This window comes from Serratia sp. CY44782, from assembly GCF_052168715.1.
Lineage (GTDB): Bacteria > Pseudomonadota > Gammaproteobacteria > Enterobacterales > Enterobacteriaceae > Serratia > Serratia nevei.
On record NZ_JBJNME010000002.1, the window covers coordinates 438429 to 458812 of the forward strand.

Here is a 20384-nt window from a genome sequence, read left to right on the forward strand (position 1 = left end):
TTACACCTTTCAAAACAATAAATTAGCCAATTCTTGCCTGCCGGTGTAATAAAACGGCCGCTGTCGCGCCCATTTTAGATTAAATCGCTTACGCATGAAGGGCATAGCGCACACTAATCAAAAATAGTGCGAGGTTATTCACGAGCAAGTTAACCGGCCGTTACATTACACCCTTACGCAACATCAGAACAACATCATTTTAATAACATTTTATTTACCACCGCAGGCCGATTTTCCGTCGTCAAAAGGGCATATTCATCGCGGCCGGATTTTGTTAAAATGCCGCCCTTTCCTCGCCGCCCGGTCATGTTTATTTTCTTTGGGTCGGCCTTTGTTGCATAAAAATTCATCTATATGCATAATCATGACTTCCACTATCAACATTCCACGGTGCAAAATGCGTAATCCCGCAAAACAGGAAGATCTGATCAAGACGTTCAAAGCGTTATTGAAAGAAGAAAAATTCAGTTCTCAAGGCGAGATCGTTTTGGCGCTGCAAGAAGAAGGCTTCGAAAACATTAACCAATCCAAAGTATCGCGCATGCTGACCAAGTTCGGCGCGGTACGTACGCGCAATGCCAAAATGGAAATGGTGTATTGCCTTCCTGCCGAACTCGGCGTGCCGACCACCACCAGCCCATTGAAGAATCTGGTGCTGGACGTCGACCATAACGACGCCGTCGTGGTGATCCACACCAGCCCGGGCGCCGCGCAGCTGATCGCTCGCCTGCTCGACTCATTGGGTAAATCCCAGGGCATCCTCGGCACGATTGCCGGCGACGATACGATTTTCGTCACCCCGTCCAACGGCTTTACCGCTCAGAAACTGCATGAAGCTATTCTGGGCGTGTTCGAGCAAGAGCTGTGAAACCTGGCGCTAACAAAGTGCGGCTGTAGCCCGCACTTTGTTAGCGCTTCTTTAACCCCCGCGTTACCTTTCCTGCCTTCAACCGCGTTTAACACTGCTTTCTTATCCCTCAGCAACACATTTCCATGACATCTCCATGTAACCAGCAGTACCCACTGTGATCTTCCGCACTTTTGGTCAAAAGCACTTACCTCATTGAAATTACATAAATTTAACATCAAAAGATCGTTTTATGAGCGTTTTTTATTCCTTATGGTTATAAAAAATAAGGATCATGAGGTTAAAGTTTCACTAGCAACTGTTAGCGAACTATTAATTTTTCGCGTTACTAGCTGTATACTCATTTTCGTGAACTGAATCACAGTTCGTTGGAACTGATAAAAGAATACGATGAGGTGAGATGATGAAAATTAAAACTACCGTTGCAACCCTGAGCGTTCTGTCCATGCTTTCATTTGGTGCATTCGCAGCACAATCTGTTGACGCGACTCAGGCCGCAAAACTGCAGCCGGCCGGTGTGATCACCGTGAGCGGCGTCGCCGCTGCGCCTTCCGACATTCGCCAGGCGCTGTCCGACAAAGCTGACGCCAAAGGGGCGACCGCTTACCGCGTAATCGAAGCCCGCAATGACGGCAACTTCCACGCGACCGCTGAAATCTACAAATAAGTACCGGCATTACCCGGCAACGGGCAATACATCTCTGGAATCAAACGCTGTCGTAACGGCCTTCAAGAATAAAAATCGCTGCCAAGCCCTTCCAGGCTGTTATGACCAAGGATCGCTATCATGAACATGAAAACTACTGTTGCTGCACTCGGCCTGCTGTCTGTCATCTCCTTCGGCGCTTCTGCCGCCCAATTGGTGACTAACGATCAGACCGCCAACCTGCAATCTATCGGCACCATTACCGTCAGCGGCATCGACGGCGCGCCGACCGACATTCGCCAGGCGTTGTCGGAGAAAGCCGACGCGAAAGGCGCAACCGCCTACCGCGTGATCGAAGCGCGTAATGAAGGCAACTACCACGCCACCGCCGAGATTTACAAATAACAACTCTGGGAACGGCTTTGCAGAGCTGATTACCCTCGTCACTGCCACTGCCGAGTTCTGACGCAAACGCCGATTTCCCAGAGACCCTCTCGTCGTCCTATCCGACGAACCCCGTTGCCCTCGCTCGCGAGGGCTTTTTTATGGGCGCAAAAAAGGCCGCGAATGCGGCCCTTGATGTGACTGATGCGGCTGAGCGATCAGTAGGTGACTTTCGGTTCCTGCTTTTTCGCCAGCGCGTCCAGCAGGCGATCGTGAATGCCGCCGAAGCCGCCGTTGCTCATCACCAGAATGTGATCGCCCGGCTGTGCGGTTTTCACCACCATGTCCACCAGCGTGTCGAGATCCGCGCTCCAGTGCGCCGGCTGCACGCAGGCATCCGCCACTTCCGCCACCTGCCACGGAATGTGGTGCGGCTGGAACAGGAACACTTCGTCGGCGCGGCCGAGCGAAGGCGCCAGATCGTTTTTGCTGATGCCCATTTTCATGGTGTTGGAGCGCGGTTCCAGCACCGCCAGAATGCGCGCCGTGCCGCCGACCTTGCCGCGCAACGCGGCCAGAGTGGCGAGGATCGCCGTCGGGTGGTGTGCGAAGTCGTCGTAAACCGTGACGCCGTTGGCTTCGCCACGCAGTTCCAGACGGCGGCGGGCATTGATGAAATCGCCCAACGCGCGGCAGGCGTCCGCCGGCTGCACGCCGACATGACGGGTGGCAGCGATGGCCATCAGGCCGTTATGCATGTTGTGCTCGCCCACCAGTGCCCAGTTCACTTCGCCGACCTGTTCGCCGTCGAGGAACACCGCGTAATGGCTGGCGTCCGGCGTCAGCTTCTGCGCGCGCCAGGTGCCCTCTTCCCCCACCAGCTCCTGCTCGCTCCAGCAGCCCATCGCCATCACCTGCTTCAGGTGGCTGTCGTTGTCCGGCAGGATGATCTTGCCTTTGCCCGGCACCAGACGCACCAGGTGGTGGAACTGTTTCTGGATGGCTTTCAGATCGTCGAAGATATCGGCGTGATCGAACTCCAGGTTATTCATGATCAGCGTGCGCGGGCTGTAGTGCACGAACTTGGAGCGCTTGTCGAAGAACGCGCAGTCATACTCGTCGGCCTCGATCACGAAGAACGGGCTGCCGCCAAGGCGAGCCGAAACGTCGAAGTTGCCGGGCACGCCGCCGATAACGAAGCCGGGCTGGTAGCCGCAGGCCTCGAGGATCCAGGTCGCCATGCCGGCGGTGGTGGTTTTGCCGTGGGTGCCGGCAACCGCCAGTACCCAGCGATCGCGCAATACGGCGTCGTGCAGCCACTGCGGGCCGGAAACGTAAGGAATGCCACGCTCCAGCACCGCCTCCACGCACGGGTTGCCGCGCGTCATGGCGTTGCCGATGATCACCAGATCCGGCGCCGGATCCAGCTGGGCTGGATCATAACCCTGAATAAGATCGATCCCCTGGTTCTCCAGCAGCGTGCTCATCGGCGGATAGACGTTGGCGTCCGAACCGGTGACGTCATGCCCCAGTGAGCGCGCCAGCATCGCCAACCCGCCCATAAAGGTGCCACAGATCCCAAGAATGTGAATGCGCATAGGTTTCTCATGTGAGTGCATCGAATGTCGGCATATTCTAACGCTCAGAATCGTCCAGAAGAAATGGATTTGCCTATGAATGGCGCGCATCTTTGGGCTACACTGCACGCGAAAACGTTGGCGGTTTGTTAACAGGCCGCTATCCATCCGTAGATTCAGGGATTGTGTCATGAAAACGTTAGGCGAATTTATCGTCGAGAAACAGCACGACTTCTCGCACGCCACCGGCGAGCTGACCGCGTTACTTTCTGCAATTAAACTGGGCGCCAAAATCATCCACCGCGACATCAACAAGGCCGGCCTGGTTGATATTCTGGGAACCAGCGGGGTGTCCAACGTACAGGGCGAAGTTCAGATGAAACTGGACCTGTACGCGAACGAAAAACTGAAAGCGGCGTTGAAAGCGCGTGGTGAAGTTGCGGGTATCGCTTCCGAAGAAGAAGATGAAATCGTGATATTCGACGGCGAGCGAGCTGAAAATGCCAAATATGTCGTTTTGATGGATCCGTTGGACGGTTCGTCCAACATCGATGTCAACGTCTCGGTCGGTACGATTTTCTCTATCTACCGTCGCATCACGCCGGTCGGCACGCCGGTGACCGAAGAAGACTTCCTGCAGCCGGGCAGCGCCCAGGTCGCAGCGGGTTATGTGGTTTACGGTTCGTCCACCATGCTGGTGTACACCACCGGTTACGGCGTCCACGCCTTTACTTACGATCCGTCTCTGGGCGTGTTCTGCCTCTCCCACGAGAAAGTGCGCTTCCCGGCGAGCGGCAACATGTATTCCATCAACGAAGGCAACTACATCAAGTTCCCTCTCGGCGTGAAGAAATACATCAAATACTGCCAGGAGCAGGATGAAGCGACGCAGCGCCCTTATACCTCGCGCTACATCGGTTCTCTGGTGGCGGACTTCCACCGCAACCTGCTGAAAGGCGGCATCTACATCTACCCAAGCACCGCCAGCCACCCGCAAGGCAAGCTGCGCCTGCTGTACGAATGCAACCCGATGGCGTTCCTGGCCGAACAGGCCGGCGGTAAGGCCAGCGACGGCAAAAACCGCATTCTGGACATCACGCCGGTGAAACTGCACCAGCGCGCGCCATTCTTCGTCGGCACCAAGTCGATGGTAGAAGACGCAGAACGTTTCATCGCCGAAAACCCGGACGAGTAACGCGTTCTTTGCAAGGGTTCGGCGCCGCGCCGAACCCTTATCGCCTTACAGCTTGAACGCCGCCATGCTCTGCGCCAGCAGCTGAGCCTGATCTTCCAGCGAGCGCGTCGCCGCCGCCGACTCTTCCACCAGTGCCGCATTCTGCTGCGCCACCTGATCCATCTGCGCCACCGCCAGGTTCACCTGTTCGATGCCGCTGCTTTGTTCCCGCGTCGCCGCCGAGATCTCACGCATCAGCGCCGTGACCCGGCCCACTTCGCCGGTGATGCCGCTCATGGTCTGCGCCGCCGACTCCACCATCTGCTCGCCTTCCTGCACCCGGTTTTGCGACGCTTCGATCAACCCTTTGATCTCTTTCGCCGACTGGGCGCTGCGCTGCGCCAGATTGCGCACTTCGCCGGCCACCACCGCGAAACCGCGGCCCTGTTCGCCGGCCCGCGCCGCTTCTACCGCCGCGTTCAGCGCCAGGATATTGGTCTGGAAGGCGATGCCGTCCATCACGCTGATGATGTCGGCGATGCGGCGCGAGCTGTCGGTGATCGCCTGCATCTTGCTCATCACCTGGCTGACCACGTCGCTGCCCTGGTTGGCGATATCGGACACGCTCAGCGCCAGTTGGTTGGCCTGCTCGCAGTTCTCGGCGTTCATTTTCACCGTCGAAGTCAGCTGTTCCATGCTGGCGGCGGTCTCTTCCAGCGAAGCGGCCGATTCTTCGGTGCGCTGCGCCAGATGCAGGTTGCCGGCCGCCAGTTCGCGTGAACCGGTGTCGATCTGGCTGCTGGCGTCACGCACTTTGCTGACCGAACTGGCCAGCGCCTGCTGCATGCGCTGCATCGCCCGCACCAGGCGGCCCATCTCGGTATCGCCCTCACCGCGGATCTCATGGGTCAGATCGCCGCCGGCGATGTGTTCCAGCTGCGCGATGGACTCGTCCAGCGGGCGCAGAATGATCACCCGCAGCGCGAACCAGGCCAGCACCGCCAGCAGCACGCTCAGCAGGCCCGCCACCACGATCAGCGAGATCTTGGTGCTGGCGTTGTTTTCCGCGTCATACACCTGCTGCGCGCCAAGCTTCATCGCGAAACTGCGGAAATCGCTGAGATCCTTTTCGAACGCGATGCTCAGCGCGGAGATGCGCGTTTCCTGGATGTGATAATACTCATCGATCTTGCCGGCCTTGATGGCGGCGGCCATCGGCTTCACGCCCTGCTCCAGATAGGCGCGGTAGCTGTTTTGCAGACGGTTGGAGAGTTCACGGCCGCGATCGGTCACGGTGCCGACGCCGACAAAGCGCGCCATTTCCTTGTTCGACTGCTCGAGGTAACCGTAGATGCGGCCCACGGTGGCGTCGGAAACATCGACCTGGCCGATCTCCCGTTGGCGCACCGCCAGCGAGGCGGCGGTTCGGGCGCGCAGCGTCAGGTTGGAGCTGTTGGCCAGCGAGCCCAGCTCTTCGCCGAGGATCTGGTTTAAGGTATGGATCGAGCGCGATCCTTCGTTAATCGCGTTGACGCCAATAACGCTGACCATGATCAGCAGCATGGTCATCAGGCTCAGCAGGGCGATCAGCCCAGCCTTCACCGTAATCTTTTTTAGCATGAGTTCTTCCCGGCTTCAGAATAGTGAGATCAGACGTAGTAGGGGTGGCAAAACGCGGAGCCAGCTTTGCTGGCTCATTATTGTTTGTTGAAGTTATCGGCAGGCGAAGGCAAAACTTCATGCCGCGGCGGGATTAATCTGGAAATTCTCCGTGCGCCGGCACGCTGGGTTTTCAACGATGAAAAGGGCAGGAAATCGCAAAAGAGTCCGCTATAATAGCCGCCACTCCATTTCTGGTTTGATGATTAAAGGAAACCGACATGAGCTTGAATCTGGTCCCTGCTGGCAAAGACCTGCCGGAAGACATCTACGTAGTAATCGAAATCCCGGCCAACGCCGATCCAATCAAATACGAAATCGACAAAGAAACCGGCGCGCTGTTCGTTGACCGTTTCATGTCCACCGCGATGTTCTACCCGTGCAACTACGGCTACATCAACCACACCCTGTCTCTGGACGGTGACCCGGTTGACGTGCTGGTCCCAACCCCATACCCGCTGCAGCCGGGCTCCGTGATCCGCTGCCGTCCGGTTGGCGTGCTGAAGATGACCGACGAAGCCGGTGAAGACGCCAAGCTGGTTGCGGTACCGCACAGCAAGCTGACCAAAGAGTACGATCACGTGAAAGACGTGAACGACCTGCCGGAACTGCTGAAAGCCCAGATCGCTCACTTCTTCGAGCACTACAAAGATCTGGAAAAAGGCAAATGGGTGAAAGTGGAAGGCTGGGCAGACGCTGCCGCAGCTAAAGCGGAAATCATCGCCTCCTTCGAACGCGCTGCCAAGAAGTAATGCCAGCCGCCGTCCGATGAAAAAACACCGCTCATTGAGCGGTGTTTTTTTCTTACTGTTCGTCGAGACGCTTCAGCCAGTCGCCGCTGGTAATCCGCGGGTAACCGTCCACGCTGTGTTTGTACAGGTAGATCCACGCACTCCCATAAGGCGTCTGAATCAGCTCGCGCTTATAGTCCTTGGTGTTGCTTTTCAGTTCGTCCAGCTCTGCCAGAATCGATGAGTTAATACGATACACCTCGCAATGTATCGTGCCCTCTCCAGGGATCGCCGCCGGGTAATGGCCCAGATTATAAATCTGATAGCCTTCGAGCTCGTGCTCGCCGAGCCATTGGGCGTTGGTCATCCAATGGCTGTTTCCCTGTTTGCGCCGTAAACTGCCGTAGACAATTATTCGCATCGCTAAAACTCAAACTGATAGAGCAAATCTAATGCCTGGTCGAGACCAGACACCGCTTCAAGATACAACTTAGGCATCAGGCGATAACGCAACGTCAGCGTGGCCAGCGAGTCGAAAATGCCCACCCCATATTTTACTTGTAAGCCTGGGAGGACATAGCCGCTCACGACAACCTGGGAATTGTCGCCAACCCCCTGAGTGTCCAGAGCCAAATTACTCACGCCGAATGCCTCGCCGATTTTACCCACAAGTTGACCACTTTGTGCAACCCCCATGCCGATTAACATCGAGGTCATGGCGTTGCCGTCGGCGCCGGAGCTGCTCAAGCCCTGGCCGCGCAGCAGATAAGACAAGGCTTCCTGCTGCGATTTGGCCGGATCGGAGAACACTTCCAGCTTCGGCGCATCCGCCAGGCCGGTCACGCGCACGCCGGCGGTCACATCGTCCTCGGTGGATTCCGGGTTGCGGATCGCCTCGATATTCAGCAGCGGCTGATCCGGCGGGCCGGAGAACATCAGCTGCCCTTTACGCACGATCAAATCCTGACCATAAGCATGGAATCGGCCGGAAGGGATGTCAATCTGGCCGTTGAGGCCCAGCCCTTTCTTGTCCTGCACCACCTTCAGATCGCCCTTCAAGCGGGCTTTCAGGCCAAAGGCGTCCAGCCGCACGTCGTTGCCGACGTGGATCATCAGATTGCTGTTGATCGGGATCGACGCGGTCTTCGGTTGAATCGGCTTCAGCTGGTCGTCCAGCATCACCTCGTCGGAAGAGACGCCCACCGCGCTTTCCGGCAGCTCCTGCACCGTGATGCGCGCCCAGGGAATGTCGACCTTGCCGTTGAGCGAGAACAGCTGCGGCGTGGCTTCAAACACCAGATCCGGCGACACGTCGATGCGGATCATCGGCGGCACCGTCACCCGCAGCTTGTCGCCCTTGGCGGCAATGCGCGCACGCCAAGCGTTGATATCGCGCCAGTCGGCATCGCCCGCCAGATTCAGCTGGCCGCGCGTGGTGCTGAGCAACCCTTCCAGCGTCGAGGTCATGCCGTTGAAATTCACCGCCAGCCGCGCGTCGGTCATGTCGAACGGCATCCAGTGCCCCTGCACCTTCGCCCGATCCAACGCCAGACGCCCGAACACCAGCGGCTTCTGCGCGCTGCCGCCCAGGCGCAGGTTGGCGTTCAGCATGCCCGCCGCGCTTTCGCCCTTCATCAGCGCCGGGTTGATCAGCGCCAGCGAGATGTTGGTGATATTGACGTTGCCGCTGATGGTGCGCCGCACCTGCGGATCCGCCACCTGGATATTGCCGTCGAACTGGCCGTTGTTGGTCAGTTTGATCCGCCAGTCGGCCTGCGCGCGGCCGTTGTTCAGGCCGGCGTTGAGGGTCAGCGTATCGAAGGCGATCGGCAGCGCGTTGCCCTGCACCTGCTGCACCACCTTGACGCCGTTGCCGGCCAGCGTGACTTTCGCCTCCGGCAGCGCACCGCCCGGCTTCCAGCTGACGTCGGCCCGGCCGGTGAACACGCCGCTCAGGGCGGTGTCCGGGCCGAGGAACGGCTTGATCATCGCCAGGTCGAACCGGTTGAGCACCACGCTGGCCTGGCCGCTCTGGCCGGCTTCAATGGTCTTAGGCACGCACAGCTCGGCGTTCGGGTTCTGCCAACAGTGCGGCCCGACGCTGATTTTCTGCTCGGTGTTCAGGTAGTCCAGCGCGATGGCGCGCGTCAGGCGCCATTCCCCGACCGGCGTATCGAAACGGGTGTTGTTCAGATTGCCGCGCCAGCGCTGCTGCTGACGATCGAAGCTGCCCTGCAGCGCCAGCTGGCCGGAGACCGGCTTGCCGTCAATCTTCAGCTGCAGCTGGTGCTGCTTCTCGCTGCCTTTGGCGTCGAGGGTCAGCAGGCTGACCTCCAGCGCATCCTGCTTCAGCTGTTCGACGCGTACCGCCAGCTGCCCCTGGATCTGATCCGTGGAGCGCACGTCGCCGTCTATTTTCACGCGGTTGATGCGCAGCGCCTGCCACTGCAAGCCGGAAGCGGTCAAATCCGCCAGCAGCTGCGGCGCCTGCAGATTGCCGCGCAGCTTCAGCAGCCCTTTGGCGGTGCCGCCCAGGCCCGGCAGCGCGCCGTCCAGACGCGGCGCGTCGATGTTGGCGTCCAGGTTCCAGCTCTTCTCGTCCAGCTGCCCTTTGACGTTCAGTTGGTTACGCCCCAGCGCCAGATCGATGCCGGGGATTTTCCACTGCCCGGCGGCGTTGCCGCTCAGCGTACCGCGCGCCGTGACCTTGTTCTGCTTCACGTTGCCGTCCAGCTGCAATACCGGCACCTGCAGCTGCCAGCTGCCGCCGTGCAGGCTGCCGCGCGTGGTGATCTTGCCATCCAGCTTCGCCGGCCATTCCGGCCACTGCTTGGCGGTATTGATGCCGCTCAGCGTCAATTGCGAGGTCCAGCTGATGGCTTTGCTCCAGTCCACCAGCGCGGTAAGATCGGTATTGCCCTGCAGCGCCGCCAGGCGCAGGCGCTCCAGCTTGAACTGCTCGACGTTGCCTTTGCCGTCCAGCGTCAGCACCGCCGGCGGCAAGTCCTGGCCTTTCAGATTGGCGCGCGTCGACAGCGCGTAGTCGGTCGCCTTGCCGTTAAAGCGCAGGCGGAAGTCATTGACCTGATACTGCGCCTCGCCGCTCAGCGGCCATTTCAGCTGCTTGCTCTGCAACGTCAGCGCCAGCGGCAGGCCAGCTTCGGCCAGCCGGGTTTGCACATCGAGCTGGGCGCCGACCGGGCCGGACAGGTTCAGCGCCACCTTTAGCTCGTCACGCAGCCCACCGCCGATGTTCAGCTTCACCTTCTCGCCCTTCAGCGGTTCGATATTCAGCGCGCTGTTGGCGGTCAGGGCCACCGGCCAGTCGCCGGTCAGGGTTGCCTGCCCCTGCACCGACAGCGTGCCCTGCGGCGACTTCACGTCGAAGTTGTCCAGCTGGATATGCTGATCCTGCGTGCTGGCCTGCAGTAACAGGCTCGTGATCAGCACGTCGGTATCGCCGGTCAAGCGCAGCTGCTCGCCGCTGATCTCTTTGACGGTGATATCCAGCGGCAGACGGATGTCCGGCAGATCCGGCAACAGCGGTTTGGCGAACAGTTCTTTCAGCGTTTCGCCCAGCGGCTTCTCTTCCGGCTGAGGTGCCGGCTTCGCCGCGTCGGTAACCTGCTCGCCGACCTTTTTCGCCACCTCGACCGCCGGCTGCACCGCTTCCGGCAACGGGTTTTGCGGGGTTTTCGGCAAGGCGATCAGCAGCGAGCCGATCTTGGTCGGCATCAGCGTCAGCGCGCGCTCTTGCCACTGCGCGCCGGTGCGGAACTCGGCCAGCGAGATGGCGGTGTCGTCGACGGTGACCTTGACGTTGTTCAACGCCAACAGGCGCAGGGTGATCGGATAAGGCGTGCTGAGATTGGTGGTCGGCTCACTGCTCTCCTCCACCGGAGCGGAGGGCGCCATCTCTTTGGTGTTCACCGCCACGTCCACATCCTGGGCGGTCAAGGCATTGACGCACAGCGAGCTGCGTTTAAAGCAAGACAGGTCAAGGGAGAGATGGAACTGCCCGGCGTTGACCGTCACGCCCGGCATCTGATATTTCACGCCCTTCAGCGTCAGATCGCGCCAGCCGCCGCTGACGCCGGCGATCTCCAGCCCCGGCACCCAGCGCGCCGCGCCGTTGATGACCATATGCAAACCGGTGGTGGTGCCTATCAGGAAGGCCAAGCCGCCGATCAGCAACAGCAGAACGACCAGAAATCCGAGACAAATCTTTTTAACCAGGCTCATAGTTCAGGCCCCAAACCGATGTAGAACTGCATCCCGTGGGTGTCCTTGTCTCCCACAGGCGCGGCGATATCCAGCTTCACCGGCCCCACCGGCGACTGCCAGCGCACGCCTACGCCGGCGCCGGTCTTGAAGTTGCTTTTCTTGATATCGTTCACCGCTTCACCGGAGTCGACGAACATCGCCCCCCACCATTTGCCGGTCACGTTGTACTGGTACTCCAGCGAGCCGGTCAGCATCTTGGAGGCGCCGGTCAGCTTGCCGTCGTCATCGCGCGGCGAAATGTCTTTGTACTTGTAGCCACGAATACTGCGGTCACCGCCGGCGAAGAAACGCAGATCCGGCGGCACCTTGTCGAAGTCGTTGGTTTCGATCCAGCCCACCTGGCCGCGCGCCACGAAACGGTGCTTGTCGGCCAGCGTGCGGATCCACACGTTCTGCGCCTGCATCAGCGCGAAGTCCACGCCGGAACCCCAGGTGGTGTCGGACACGTCGATAGAGTAGCGCTGGCTGTCGCCCCAGGTCGGCATCAGGCCGCCGCGCGAGCGGGTGCGGTTGAAGCTGACGCCGGGATACAGCAGCATGGTGGTGTTGCTGACGTTACCCTGGGTAAAGTTATCCCAGCGCCAGGTCAGGTTGATCGCCCGCTGCCAGCCGCTGGAGAGATCCCAGTTGCGCGAGGCCACCACTTTGGAGGTGACGGACTTGGTGTCGTTAAGATTGACGTTCTTGAGGCCGCCCTGCAGCAGGTAATACTGCTCCAGCGGGTTCTTGAGCAGCGGGATCTTGTAGGTCAGATCCAGCTGCTGCTCCGGCGCCGACACGCTGGCGCTGGTTTCCAGGCTATGCCCGCGATCGTTGAGCCAGGGCTTTTTCCAGGTGCCTTTCACCCGCGGGCCGACGTCAGTGGAGTAACCGATACCGGTTTCGACGGTGTTGCGCGTGCGCGGCGTCACCAGCGCGTCCAACGGCAAAATCTTGTTCTCTTTGGCATCGTTGAAATCAGGGGATACCACCACCGAGTTGAACCAGTTGGTGGCGGACAAACGGCGGTTCAGCTCGGCCAAATCCTCCGAACTGTAGTAATCCCCCTGATGAAAGGGCACCAGATTTTGCAGATAGTCTTCGCGGATTTGCGAGCCGGTGAATTTCACCTTGCCGAAGCGGTAACGCTCGCCGCTGTTGAAATCGATATCCCAAAACGCCTTGTGCAGATCTTCGGCCACGCCGAGCTGGCTTTTGGTCATGTCGGCATCGAAATAGCCTTTGCGCAGCGCCAGGCCGGTGAGCGAGCCTTTGAAACTGTCATACTTGCCGTGGTTAAGGATCTCGCCGATGGTCGGCCGGTCCTTCTTTACCAGCGCCAGGTAGTCCTCATCGGTCTTCGCGCCGCCTTCCAGCACGATGTTGGCGCCGGCGATACGCACCGGTTCGCCCGGATTGACCTTGGCATGCAGCACCGGGCGCGACATCCCCGGCCGATCGTCCAGCGTAAATTCGATTGTCGGCTGGTAATAACCGAGCGCGCGCAGCCCCTGGCGCACCGCCTCATCCACCCGTGCGCGGAAGCGACCGTCGGTGCCGACCTCTTCAGGCGTGATCGACGACAGGCGCACCCGAACGTTTTTTTCCAACTCTCCGCTTAACCCTTCCACCTGCAACCGCACGTTCGCCGCGTAGGCTGCAGGTGCCGCAAGCAACACAGCTATCAAGCACATGACCGGGTACTTTGGCACGTGTTCTCCTTATTGATTTTACTTTCCTGTTATGGTGTTCGCTCCGGGGCCAGGGCAGACTCCGCGCTATCATGACGGCAGCCCTCTTCAGCCTTGTTCCGGACGCCGCCCGCCGCGCTTTGCCACCGCCGCGCAACAGGCGAATTCTTCACTTTTGGCGCTCAAAATACTGCGTTAAGCTTATACATAAACCCAACTTGCCACTTATTGTGGGCAAAGACGCGGTGAGATACAACCGAACCGCCCCCATGTAGGGTCAATTCTTACTGTGACAACAGGAGTCAACCGTGGTGCCATTTTTTGATAAATCACAAACCGTCGATAAGGCAAGCGCGCTGCCTGGCCGCACCACGCCAATGCCTGTCGCAACGCTCAACGTGGTCACCGAACACTCGATGACCCAGGTGCCGGCAGGCATGGAAGTGGCGATCTTCGCCATGGGCTGTTTCTGGGGCGTTGAGCGCCTGTTCTGGCAGCAGCCGGGCGTCTACAGCACCGCCGCCGGCTACAGCGGCGGCTACACGCCGAACCCGACCTACCGCGAAGTGTGCAGCGGCCAGACCGGCCACGCCGAAGTGGTACGCGTGGTGTTCGATCCGCAGGTCGTCAGCTACAAACAGCTGCTGCAGGTATTCTGGGAAAATCACGATCCGGCGCAGGGTATGCGCCAGGGCGGCGACGTCGGCACGCAGTACCGCTCGGCGATTTACACGCTGAGCCCGGAGCAGCAGGCCGAGGCGGAAAGCAGCCTGCAGCGTTTCCAGCAGGCGATGGACGCGGCGGGCGACAAGCGCATCATCACTACCGAGATCGCGCCGGCGCTGCCGTTCTATTACGCGGAGGACGATCATCAGCAGTACCTGTTCAAGAATCCGGAAGGCTACTGCGGGCTGGGTGGCATCGGCGTTTGCCTGCCGCCGCAGGGCTAATCCGATGCCGGCCGGCGGCACTTTTTTAACCGCTGGCGGCCCCTGTGGGGCAACTGCTATACTATGCGGGCCGCTTCTGCGGCCCGATAGCTTCCCTTCTGGTTGTTATCGCTGCTTTTTTTACTATGTACTACCCTTCCTCAAGAGCGCCGGCATCCCGTCGGCACGTATGGATAGATTATGTTAAACAGTATTTTACTGATTCTTTTTCTGATCGCGGTGAGTGCGTTTTTCTCACTGTCGGAAATCTCTCTGGCCGCCTCGCGCAAGATCAAACTGAAGCTGATGGCGGACGAAGGTAACGTCAACGCCGCCAGAGTGCTTAAACTGCAAGAAACCCCAGGCATCTTCTTCACCGTGGTGCAGATCGGCCTGAACGCCGTGGCCATCCTCGGCGGTATCGTCGGCGATGCGGCGTTTTCTCCCACTTTCAAGGTGTTGTTCGATCGTTTCCTGTCGCCCGAACTGGCGGAACAGGTCAGCTTCATCTGCTCCTTCGTGCTGGTGACCAGCCTGTTTATCCTGTTCGCCGATTTGACCCCGAAGCGCATCGGTATGATTGCACCAGAGACGGTCGCCGTCCGGATCATCAACCCGATGCGTTTCTCCATCATGATCTTCCGCCCGCTGGTGTGGTTCTTCAACGGCATGGCCAACCTGATCTTCCGCATGTTCAAGCTGCCGATGGTGCGTAAGGACGACATCACCTCCGACGACATCTACGCGGTGGTGGAAGCCGGTGCCCTGGCGGGCGTGCTGCGCAAGCAGGAACATGAGCTGATTGAAAACGTGTTCGAACTGGAATCGCGCACCGTGCCGTCTTCGATGACCTCGCGTGAAAGCGTGGTGTACTTCGACCTGCGCGAAAGCGAAGAGAGCATCAAGGAGAAGGTCTCGACCCATCCGCACTCCAAGTTCCTGGTGTGCGACGGCCATATCGATCAGGTGGTCGGCTACGTCGATTCCAAAGACCTGCTGAACCGCGTGCTGGGCAACCAGAGCCTGGTGCTGAGCAGCGGCGTGCAGATCCGCTCGGCGCTGATCGTGCCGGATACGCTGACGCTGTCCGAAGCGTTGGAAAGCTTCAAGACCGCCGGCGAAGACTTCGCGGTGATCCTCAATGAATATGCGTTGGTGGTGGGCATCATCACCCTTAACGACGTGATGACCACGCTGATGGGCGATCTGGTTGGCCAAGGCCAGGAAGAGCAGATCGTGGCGCGCGACGAAAGCTCATGGCTGATTGAGGGCGGCACGCCGATCGACGACGTGATGCGCGTGCTGGACATCGACGAGTTCCCGCAGGCGGGCAACTACGAGACCATCGGCGGCTTTATGATGTATATGCTGCGCAAGATCCCGAAACGCACCGACTTCGTCAAATACGCCGGCTACAAGTTCGAAGTGGTGGATATCGACAGCTACAAGATAGACCAGCTGCTGGTCACCCGGCTGAGCGACAAACCGGCGGCGGTTCTGCCGAAAGCCCCGGAAGACACCCCGGCGGCTTGACGCCAGCCGGCAAAAACATCAGCGGCCCCATCGGGGCCGCATTTTTTTTACCGCTGTCAGCGCAGTGTTCAGCCAAACTCGGCCTGCAACAGCAGCACCTGGCGGTTTACTTCAGACATCACGCTGAAATGGCGCTTGTCACGAATCTTCGGCGGCAGGATTTTCCCCTCGTCGAATTCAAATGCGCCCACGTCCTTGATATACAGCCTTCCGCGAAACAGGGTCTTAACGTACTTTGCCACTTTCAAAGGGTTATAACGCTGGAAGATTCTCATTCTTTTACGCTCCTCCCGTTGATCCATGCGCTCAGCGAGCCGCCAAAGGTGGCAGCCTCGAAATTCAGAACGCAACTTGATTGCATGTAGTAGACCCAGTAAAGACCAGAACGTTCACTTCTGCCCGGTGATCTACGCTGGATTTACACTTTTTGACAGAATTGTATATGATAATTTATAACGTTTTCAGTATATCCCTTCAAAATCTGATGATTAGCGAACCAAGGGAAAATCTGCGATCCGGTTAACAGGACAGACCTCTTATCACATCCTATGCTTTAGGCTGTCGAAGTGCTGTCGCACAAATTCCACTCATTACAAGGAGAAAGCATGAAAACAAGTCGCATGCTGATGGTATCCCTGCTGCTCGCCCCGCTTTTCGCTTCCGCGCACAACTTCCAGCTCCAGCAGCGCGTAGCGCCGGTCGGCGTCAGCGACAAAGGAGAGCTCAATTACGCTGACGGTAATTTTAGCTACCAGAACTGGAACAGCGCGCAGCTCAGTGGAAAAGTGCGAGTGATACAACATATTGCCGGCCGCAGCTCCGCCAAAGACATGAACGACCCACTGATTGAAGCGATCAAGAAGGCGAAGCTACCACACGATCGTTACCAAACGACGACAATCGTCAACACCGACGATGCCCTGATGGGCACCGCGATGTTCGTGCGCAGCAGCATTGAGGACAGCAAGAAGGAGTTCCCGTGGTCGCAGTTTATCGTCGACAGCGACGGCAACGTGCGTAAGGCCTGGGATCTGCAGCCGAAAGGCTCAGCTATTGTGGTGCTGGATAAGCAAGGGCGCATTCAGTTCGCCAAAGACGGCGCGCTGACGCCGGAAGAGGTGCAGCAGGTGATGTCCAAGCTGCACCAGCTGTTGGCGAACTAACTCAGAACAGCGACACCCGGAAGCCGGGGTTGAGGAAAGATTCACACGGGGTATAGAGCAACGGCTTGCCCTGCCAATCGTGAATTTGCGCCCCGGCGGCCACCGCCACCGCATGTCCTGCGGCGGTATCCCAAATGTTAGTCGGCCCGAAGCGCGGATAGAGCTGCGCCTTGCCTTCCGCCACCAGGCAGAACTTCAGCGAGGAGCCGACGGACACGGTCTGGTGCTCACCCAACTGCTGCAAATAGTCTTTCAGTTCGTCGTCGATATGCGAGCGGCTCACCACCACCAGCGGCGGATGCGCGTTGCTGACGCCGATCGCCTGCCGCACGCCCTTCTCTTCTTTCCAGGCCTTGCCGCGCTCCGCCAGATACAGCACGTCGATCGCCGGGGCGTACACCACCCCCATCACCGCCTGCCCGTCTTCAATCAGGGCGATATTGACCGTGAACTCACCGTTGCGGTGCAAGAACTCTTTGGTGCCGTCCAACGGATCGACCAGCCAGTAGCGCGTCCAGCTGCGGCGTTCTTCCCACGCCGGCGGATCTTCTTCCGACAGCAGCGGCACCTCGGGCGTCAGCGCCGCCAGGCCGCGCTTGATGATGTGATGTGCCGCCAGATCGGCCGCCGTCACCGGTGAATCATCTTTTTTCTGTGCGACATCAAGCGGTTGTTCACCGTCGTACACCGCCATGATCGCCGCCCCCGCCTCGCGGGACAGTTGGCAAATTCGCTCTAACATCATGCACCTCAACTCTGCATCTCCGTGGGAAATTTCCCCCTGTCTCTGCTAGCAGACTAGTTTTTTTTACGCCGAATATCCATCTCAACCGGCTAACCCCCGGGAATTCCTCAGATCTTGTTGGGCACAACTGTGAACTTCCCCGCGTTACCTGCCGCCGTTTTCTGCCAAACTTCACAGTTTGCTGTGGCAAGCAATGTTAATTACATTTCCCTCTGCGATAACACTCGAATAATGGAATGGAGAGAGCCCAAAATGATGAAGCATCCCCTGACGCTGTCCGCGCTTGTGCTGCTGGTGTGCGCCTCGGCGCAGGCGGCCACCGTCGACCTGCGCGTGCTGGAAACCACCGACCTGCACAGCAACATGATGGACTTCGATTACTACAAGGACACGCCGACCGATAAATTCGGCCTGGTGCGCACCGCCAGCCTGATCGAGCAGGCGCGCCAGCAGGCCGCCAACGCGGTGTTGGTGGACAACGGCGACATCATTCAGGGCAGCCCGCTCGGCGACTATATGGCGGCCAAGGGACTGAAACCGGGCGACGTGCATCCGGTCTATAAGGCGATGAATACGCTGGACTATGTGGTCGGCAACATCGGCAACCATGAATTCAACTACGGGCTGGACTACCTGAAGAACGCCATCGCCGGCGCCAAGTTCCCGTATATCAACGCCAACGTCATCGACGCCAAAACGCAAAAACCGCTGTTCACGCCGTACATCATCGTCGATACGCAGGTGAAAGACCGCGACGGCAAGGCGCATACGCTGCGCATCGGCTACATCGGCTTCGTGCCGCCGCAGATCCTGGTGTGGGACAAGGCTAACCTGCAGGGCAAGGTGACGGTGGACGACATCACCGCCACCGCCAAACGCTACGTGCCGGAAATGCGTAAACAGGGCGCCGATCTGGTGGTGGCGATCCCGCATTCCGGGCTGTCCAGCGAACCTTACAAGGCCATGGCGGAAAACTCGGTCTACTACCTCAGCCAGGTACCGGGCATCGACGCCATCATGTTCGGCCACGCCCATGCGGTGTTCCCGAGCAAAGACTTCGCCAACATCAAAGGCGCGGATATCGATAAGGGCCTGCTGAACGGCGTACCGGCGGTGATGCCGGGCCAATGGGGCGATCATCTCGGCGTGGTCGACCTGCAGCTCAACAACGATAGCGGTAGCTGGAAAGTGACCGCCGCCAAAGCGGAAGCACGGCCGATCTACGACAAAGAGAACAAGAAATCGCTGGCGGCGGAAGACGCCGCGCTGGTGAAAGTGTTGGCGGACGATCACAAGGGCACGCGCGAGTTCGTCAGCCAGCCGATCGGCAAATCCGACGGCAACATGTACAGCTACCTGGCGCTGGTGCAGGATGATCCGACGGTGCAGATCGTCAACAATGCGCAAAAGGCCTACGTCGAACATTATATTCAGGGCGATCCGGATCTAGCCGATCTGCCGGTGCTGTCGGCGGCGGCGCCGTTCAAGGTCGGCGGCCGCAAGAACGATCCGGCCAGCTTCGTCGAAGTGGAAAAAGGCCAGCTCACCTTCCGCAACGCCGCCGATCTCTATCTCTACCCCAATACCCTGGTAGTGGTGAAGGCCAGCGGCAAAGAGGTGAAAGAGTGGCTGGAGTGTTCCGCTGGCCAGTTCAACCAGATCGACGTCAACAGCGCCAAGCCGCAGGGCTTGATCAACTGGGACGGCTTCCGCACCTATAACTTCGACGTGATCGACGGCGTCAACTACCAGATCGACGTCAGCCAGCCGGCGCGCTACGACGGTGAATGCCAGCTGATCAACGATAAGGCGGAGCGCATCAAGCAGTTGACCTTCAACGGCAAGCCGATCGATCCGAACGCCACCTTCCTGGTCGCCACCAACAACTACCGCGCTTACGGCGGCAAATTTGCCGGCACCGGCGACAAACACATCGCCTTCGCTTCGCCGGATGAGAACCGTTCAGTGCTGGCGGCCTACATCAGCGCCGAAACCCAGCGGCACGGTGCGGTGCATCCGCAGGCGGACAACAACTGGCGTTTGGCAACCTTCAGCAGCCAGCAGCCGCTGGATATCCGCTTCGAGACCTCGCCGTCGGACAAAGCGACGGCGTTTATCAAGGAGCACGCTCAATATCCGATGACCGCCGAGGGCAATGACCGCATCGGCTTCGCGGTGTATCGCATCGATCTCAGCGCGAAATAATCACCCGGCCGGAGCCTCACCCCGGCCACCTCCTCTTCGATTTTCCCGCTGGCGCGCCCTTTAAATTGCATTTAAAATGCATGTTATAAAATTCCTTCGTTTAAAGAGGCACTACCATGGATTACCGCAATCAATCCCTTGGCGCGCTCGCGATCGCCATTCCCCGGGCATCCCGTCTGTTTCGCCAGCATCAGCTGGATTTCTGCTGCGGCGGCCGGCAATCGCTGGCACGCGCCGCCGAGCGCAAAGGGCTGGACATCGACCAGTTGGAGAACGCGCTGGCTGCACTCGCCGCCACGCCGGAGCCAAGCCGGGACTGGCGCACGGCGCCGCTCGGTGAGGTGATCGATTACATCCTTCCGCGCTTTCATCAGCGGCACCGCGAGCAGCTGGCAGAACTGGTGCTGATGGCGGAAAAGGTCGAACGCGTGCACGGCGACAAGCCCACCTGTCCGCGCGGACTGGCGAAGCAGCTGAACCTGATCCGCCTGGATCTGGAGAATCACATGATGAAAGAGGAGCAGATCCTGTTCCCGCTGATCAAACAGGGCATGGGGCCGCAGGCCGCCGGACCGATCTCGGTGATGGAGCATGAACATGACGAGGCGGGCGAACAGCTGGAAGTGGTGAAGTTCCTCACCGATAACGTCACGCCGCCGGAGGGTGCCTGCACCACCTGGCGAGCGCTGTACACCGGCATCGACGAGTTCATCGGCGATCTGATGGAGCACATCAGCCTGGAAAACAATCTGCTGTTCCCGCGCGCGCTGCGCGGCGCATAAAATAAGGGCGCCACGAAGGCGCCCGGAGCAATCC

The 20384-nt window shown here is 59.1% G+C and carries 17 protein-coding genes; 10 read left to right on the forward strand and 7 right to left on the reverse strand.

Going from position 1 to position 20384, the window contains the following annotated elements; translation table 11 throughout:
- Positions 1–397: 397 nt before the first annotated feature.
- The 3 genes from argR to yhcN (ACJ8HT_RS05575) all read left to right on the forward strand — a co-directional run bounded on the left by argR (position 398) and on the right by yhcN (ACJ8HT_RS05575) (position 1919).
- Positions 398–868 (forward strand): transcriptional regulator ArgR, encoded by a 471-nt coding sequence (argR, locus tag ACJ8HT_RS05565; protein WP_004933572.1) that lies wholly within the window; start codon positions 398–400, stop codon positions 866–868.
- 403 nt (positions 869–1271) lie between these two features.
- Complete coding sequence (yhcN, locus tag ACJ8HT_RS05570; protein WP_038879766.1) at positions 1272–1535, forward strand: peroxide/acid stress response protein YhcN; 264 nt, start codon at positions 1272–1274, stop codon at positions 1533–1535.
- Between the two features lie 120 nt (positions 1536–1655).
- Positions 1656–1919: a peroxide/acid stress response protein YhcN gene (gene yhcN, locus ACJ8HT_RS05575; RefSeq protein ID WP_004933578.1), complete on the forward strand. Its 264-nt coding sequence runs from the start codon at positions 1656–1658 to the stop codon at positions 1917–1919.
- Between the two features lie 197 nt (positions 1920–2116).
- Here yhcN (ACJ8HT_RS05575) and mpl read toward each other — a convergent pair whose 3' ends face one another.
- Positions 2117–3496, reverse strand: a complete 1380-nt coding sequence (mpl, locus tag ACJ8HT_RS05580) for a UDP-N-acetylmuramate:L-alanyl-gamma-D-glutamyl-meso-diaminopimelate ligase (protein ID WP_033636810.1) — start codon at positions 3494–3496, stop codon at positions 2117–2119.
- A 169-nt stretch (positions 3497–3665) separates the two neighbouring features.
- Here mpl and fbp point away from each other — a divergent pair, with 169 nt between their 5' ends.
- Positions 3666–4670 carry a class 1 fructose-bisphosphatase gene (gene fbp, locus ACJ8HT_RS05585; protein ID WP_004933587.1) on the forward strand — a complete coding sequence of 335 codons (1005 nt, stop codon included), beginning with the start codon at positions 3666–3668 and terminating at the stop codon, positions 4668–4670.
- Between the two features lie 45 nt (positions 4671–4715).
- Here the strand turns inward: fbp and ACJ8HT_RS05590 are convergent, their stop codons facing one another.
- Complete coding sequence (locus ACJ8HT_RS05590; protein WP_060421931.1) at positions 4716–6269, reverse strand: methyl-accepting chemotaxis protein; 1554 nt, start codon at positions 6267–6269, stop codon at positions 4716–4718.
- 260 nt (positions 6270–6529) lie between these two features.
- Here ACJ8HT_RS05590 and ppa point away from each other — a divergent pair, with 260 nt between their 5' ends.
- A complete protein-coding gene (ppa, locus tag ACJ8HT_RS05595; protein WP_004933594.1) occupies positions 6530–7060 on the forward strand; it encodes an inorganic diphosphatase in 531 nt (176 codons plus the stop codon).
- Between the two features lie 52 nt (positions 7061–7112).
- Here ppa and ACJ8HT_RS05600 read toward each other — a convergent pair whose 3' ends face one another.
- Genes ACJ8HT_RS05600 through tamA form a run of 3 tightly spaced genes read right to left on the reverse strand, consistent with a single transcriptional unit; the run spans position 7113 to position 12996 of the window.
- Entirely contained in the window at positions 7113–7460 is a 348-nt protein-coding gene (locus tag ACJ8HT_RS05600; RefSeq protein WP_033648686.1) for a gamma-glutamylcyclotransferase family protein, read from the reverse strand.
- Between the two features lie 2 nt (positions 7461–7462).
- Positions 7463–11281, reverse strand: coding sequence for an autotransporter assembly complex protein TamB (gene tamB, locus ACJ8HT_RS05605; protein WP_197652810.1), 3819 nt, complete (start codon positions 11279–11281; stop codon positions 7463–7465).
- Complete coding sequence (gene tamA / locus ACJ8HT_RS05610; protein WP_208523685.1) at positions 11278–12996, reverse strand: autotransporter assembly complex protein TamA; 1719 nt, start codon at positions 12994–12996, stop codon at positions 11278–11280. The genes tamB and tamA overlap by 4 nt, the downstream gene beginning before the upstream one ends.
- Positions 12997–13301: 305 nt before the next feature.
- On the opposite strand from tamA, the gene msrA reads away from it, so the two are divergent.
- Complete coding sequence (gene msrA / locus ACJ8HT_RS05615; protein WP_049201433.1) at positions 13302–13943, forward strand: peptide-methionine (S)-S-oxide reductase MsrA; 642 nt, start codon at positions 13302–13304, stop codon at positions 13941–13943.
- A 180-nt stretch (positions 13944–14123) separates the two neighbouring features.
- Positions 14124–15455 (forward strand): hemolysin family protein, encoded by a 1332-nt coding sequence (locus ACJ8HT_RS05620; protein ID WP_049201431.1) that lies wholly within the window; start codon positions 14124–14126, stop codon positions 15453–15455.
- A 68-nt stretch (positions 15456–15523) separates the two neighbouring features.
- Here ACJ8HT_RS05620 and ACJ8HT_RS05625 read toward each other — a convergent pair whose 3' ends face one another.
- Positions 15524–15730: a DUF1107 domain-containing protein gene (locus tag ACJ8HT_RS05625; protein ID WP_019453363.1), complete on the reverse strand. Its 207-nt coding sequence runs from the start codon at positions 15728–15730 to the stop codon at positions 15524–15526.
- A 330-nt stretch (positions 15731–16060) separates the two neighbouring features.
- Here ACJ8HT_RS05625 and ACJ8HT_RS05630 point away from each other — a divergent pair, with 330 nt between their 5' ends.
- Positions 16061–16618 (forward strand): YtfJ family protein, encoded by a 558-nt coding sequence (locus tag ACJ8HT_RS05630; RefSeq protein ID WP_025159587.1) that lies wholly within the window; start codon positions 16061–16063, stop codon positions 16616–16618.
- A 1-nt stretch (position 16619) separates the two neighbouring features.
- Here ACJ8HT_RS05630 and cysQ read toward each other — a convergent pair whose 3' ends face one another.
- The gene (gene cysQ / locus ACJ8HT_RS05635; RefSeq protein ID WP_197652833.1) at positions 16620–17360 is read right to left on the reverse strand and encodes a 3'(2'),5'-bisphosphate nucleotidase CysQ; all 741 of its coding nucleotides are present in this window, start codon (positions 17358–17360) and stop codon (positions 16620–16622) included.
- 255 nt (positions 17361–17615) lie between these two features.
- Here cysQ and ACJ8HT_RS05640 point away from each other — a divergent pair, with 255 nt between their 5' ends.
- Positions 17616–19568, forward strand: coding sequence for a bifunctional 2',3'-cyclic-nucleotide 2'-phosphodiesterase/3'-nucleotidase (locus tag ACJ8HT_RS05640; protein WP_197652811.1), 1953 nt, complete (start codon positions 17616–17618; stop codon positions 19566–19568).
- A gap of 116 nt (positions 19569–19684) precedes the next feature.
- Complete coding sequence (gene ytfE / locus ACJ8HT_RS05645; RefSeq protein ID WP_194573023.1) at positions 19685–20350, forward strand: iron-sulfur cluster repair protein YtfE; 666 nt, start codon at positions 19685–19687, stop codon at positions 20348–20350.
- The last annotated feature ends 34 nt before the right edge of the window (positions 20351–20384 follow it).

Bases quoted from the DNA above. Each gene is read 5' to 3' on its own strand.
- argR (WP_004933572.1), top strand. From the start codon at position 398: ATGCGTAATCCCGCAAAACAGGAAGATCTGATCAAGACGTTCAAAGCG.
- yhcN (WP_038879766.1), top strand. From the start codon at position 1,272: ATGAAAATTAAAACTACCGTTGCAACCCTGAGCGTTCTGTCCATGCTT.
- yhcN (WP_004933578.1), top strand. From the start codon at position 1,656: ATGAACATGAAAACTACTGTTGCTGCACTCGGCCTGCTGTCTGTCATC.
- mpl (WP_033636810.1), bottom strand. From the start codon at position 3,496: ATGCGCATTCACATTCTTGGGATCTGTGGCACCTTTATGGGCGGGTTG.
- fbp (WP_004933587.1), top strand. From the start codon at position 3,666: ATGAAAACGTTAGGCGAATTTATCGTCGAGAAACAGCACGACTTCTCG.
- ACJ8HT_RS05590 (WP_060421931.1), bottom strand. From the start codon at position 6,269: ATGCTAAAAAAGATTACGGTGAAGGCTGGGCTGATCGCCCTGCTGAGC.
- ppa (WP_004933594.1), top strand. From the start codon at position 6,530: ATGAGCTTGAATCTGGTCCCTGCTGGCAAAGACCTGCCGGAAGACATC.
- ACJ8HT_RS05600 (WP_033648686.1), bottom strand. From the start codon at position 7,460: ATGCGAATAATTGTCTACGGCAGTTTACGGCGCAAACAGGGAAACAGC.
- tamB (WP_197652810.1), bottom strand. From the start codon at position 11,281: ATGAGCCTGGTTAAAAAGATTTGTCTCGGATTTCTGGTCGTTCTGCTG.
- tamA (WP_208523685.1), bottom strand. From the start codon at position 12,996: ATGTGCTTGATAGCTGTGTTGCTTGCGGCACCTGCAGCCTACGCGGCG.
- ACJ8HT_RS05620 (WP_049201431.1), top strand. From the start codon at position 14,124: ATGTTAAACAGTATTTTACTGATTCTTTTTCTGATCGCGGTGAGTGCG.
- ACJ8HT_RS05625 (WP_019453363.1), bottom strand. From the start codon at position 15,730: ATGAGAATCTTCCAGCGTTATAACCCTTTGAAAGTGGCAAAGTACGTT.
- ACJ8HT_RS05630 (WP_025159587.1), top strand. From the start codon at position 16,061: ATGAAAACAAGTCGCATGCTGATGGTATCCCTGCTGCTCGCCCCGCTT.
- cysQ (WP_197652833.1), bottom strand. From the start codon at position 17,360: ATGTTAGAGCGAATTTGCCAACTGTCCCGCGAGGCGGGGGCGGCGATC.
- ACJ8HT_RS05640 (WP_197652811.1), top strand. From the start codon at position 17,616: ATGATGAAGCATCCCCTGACGCTGTCCGCGCTTGTGCTGCTGGTGTGC.
- ytfE (WP_194573023.1), top strand. From the start codon at position 19,685: ATGGATTACCGCAATCAATCCCTTGGCGCGCTCGCGATCGCCATTCCC.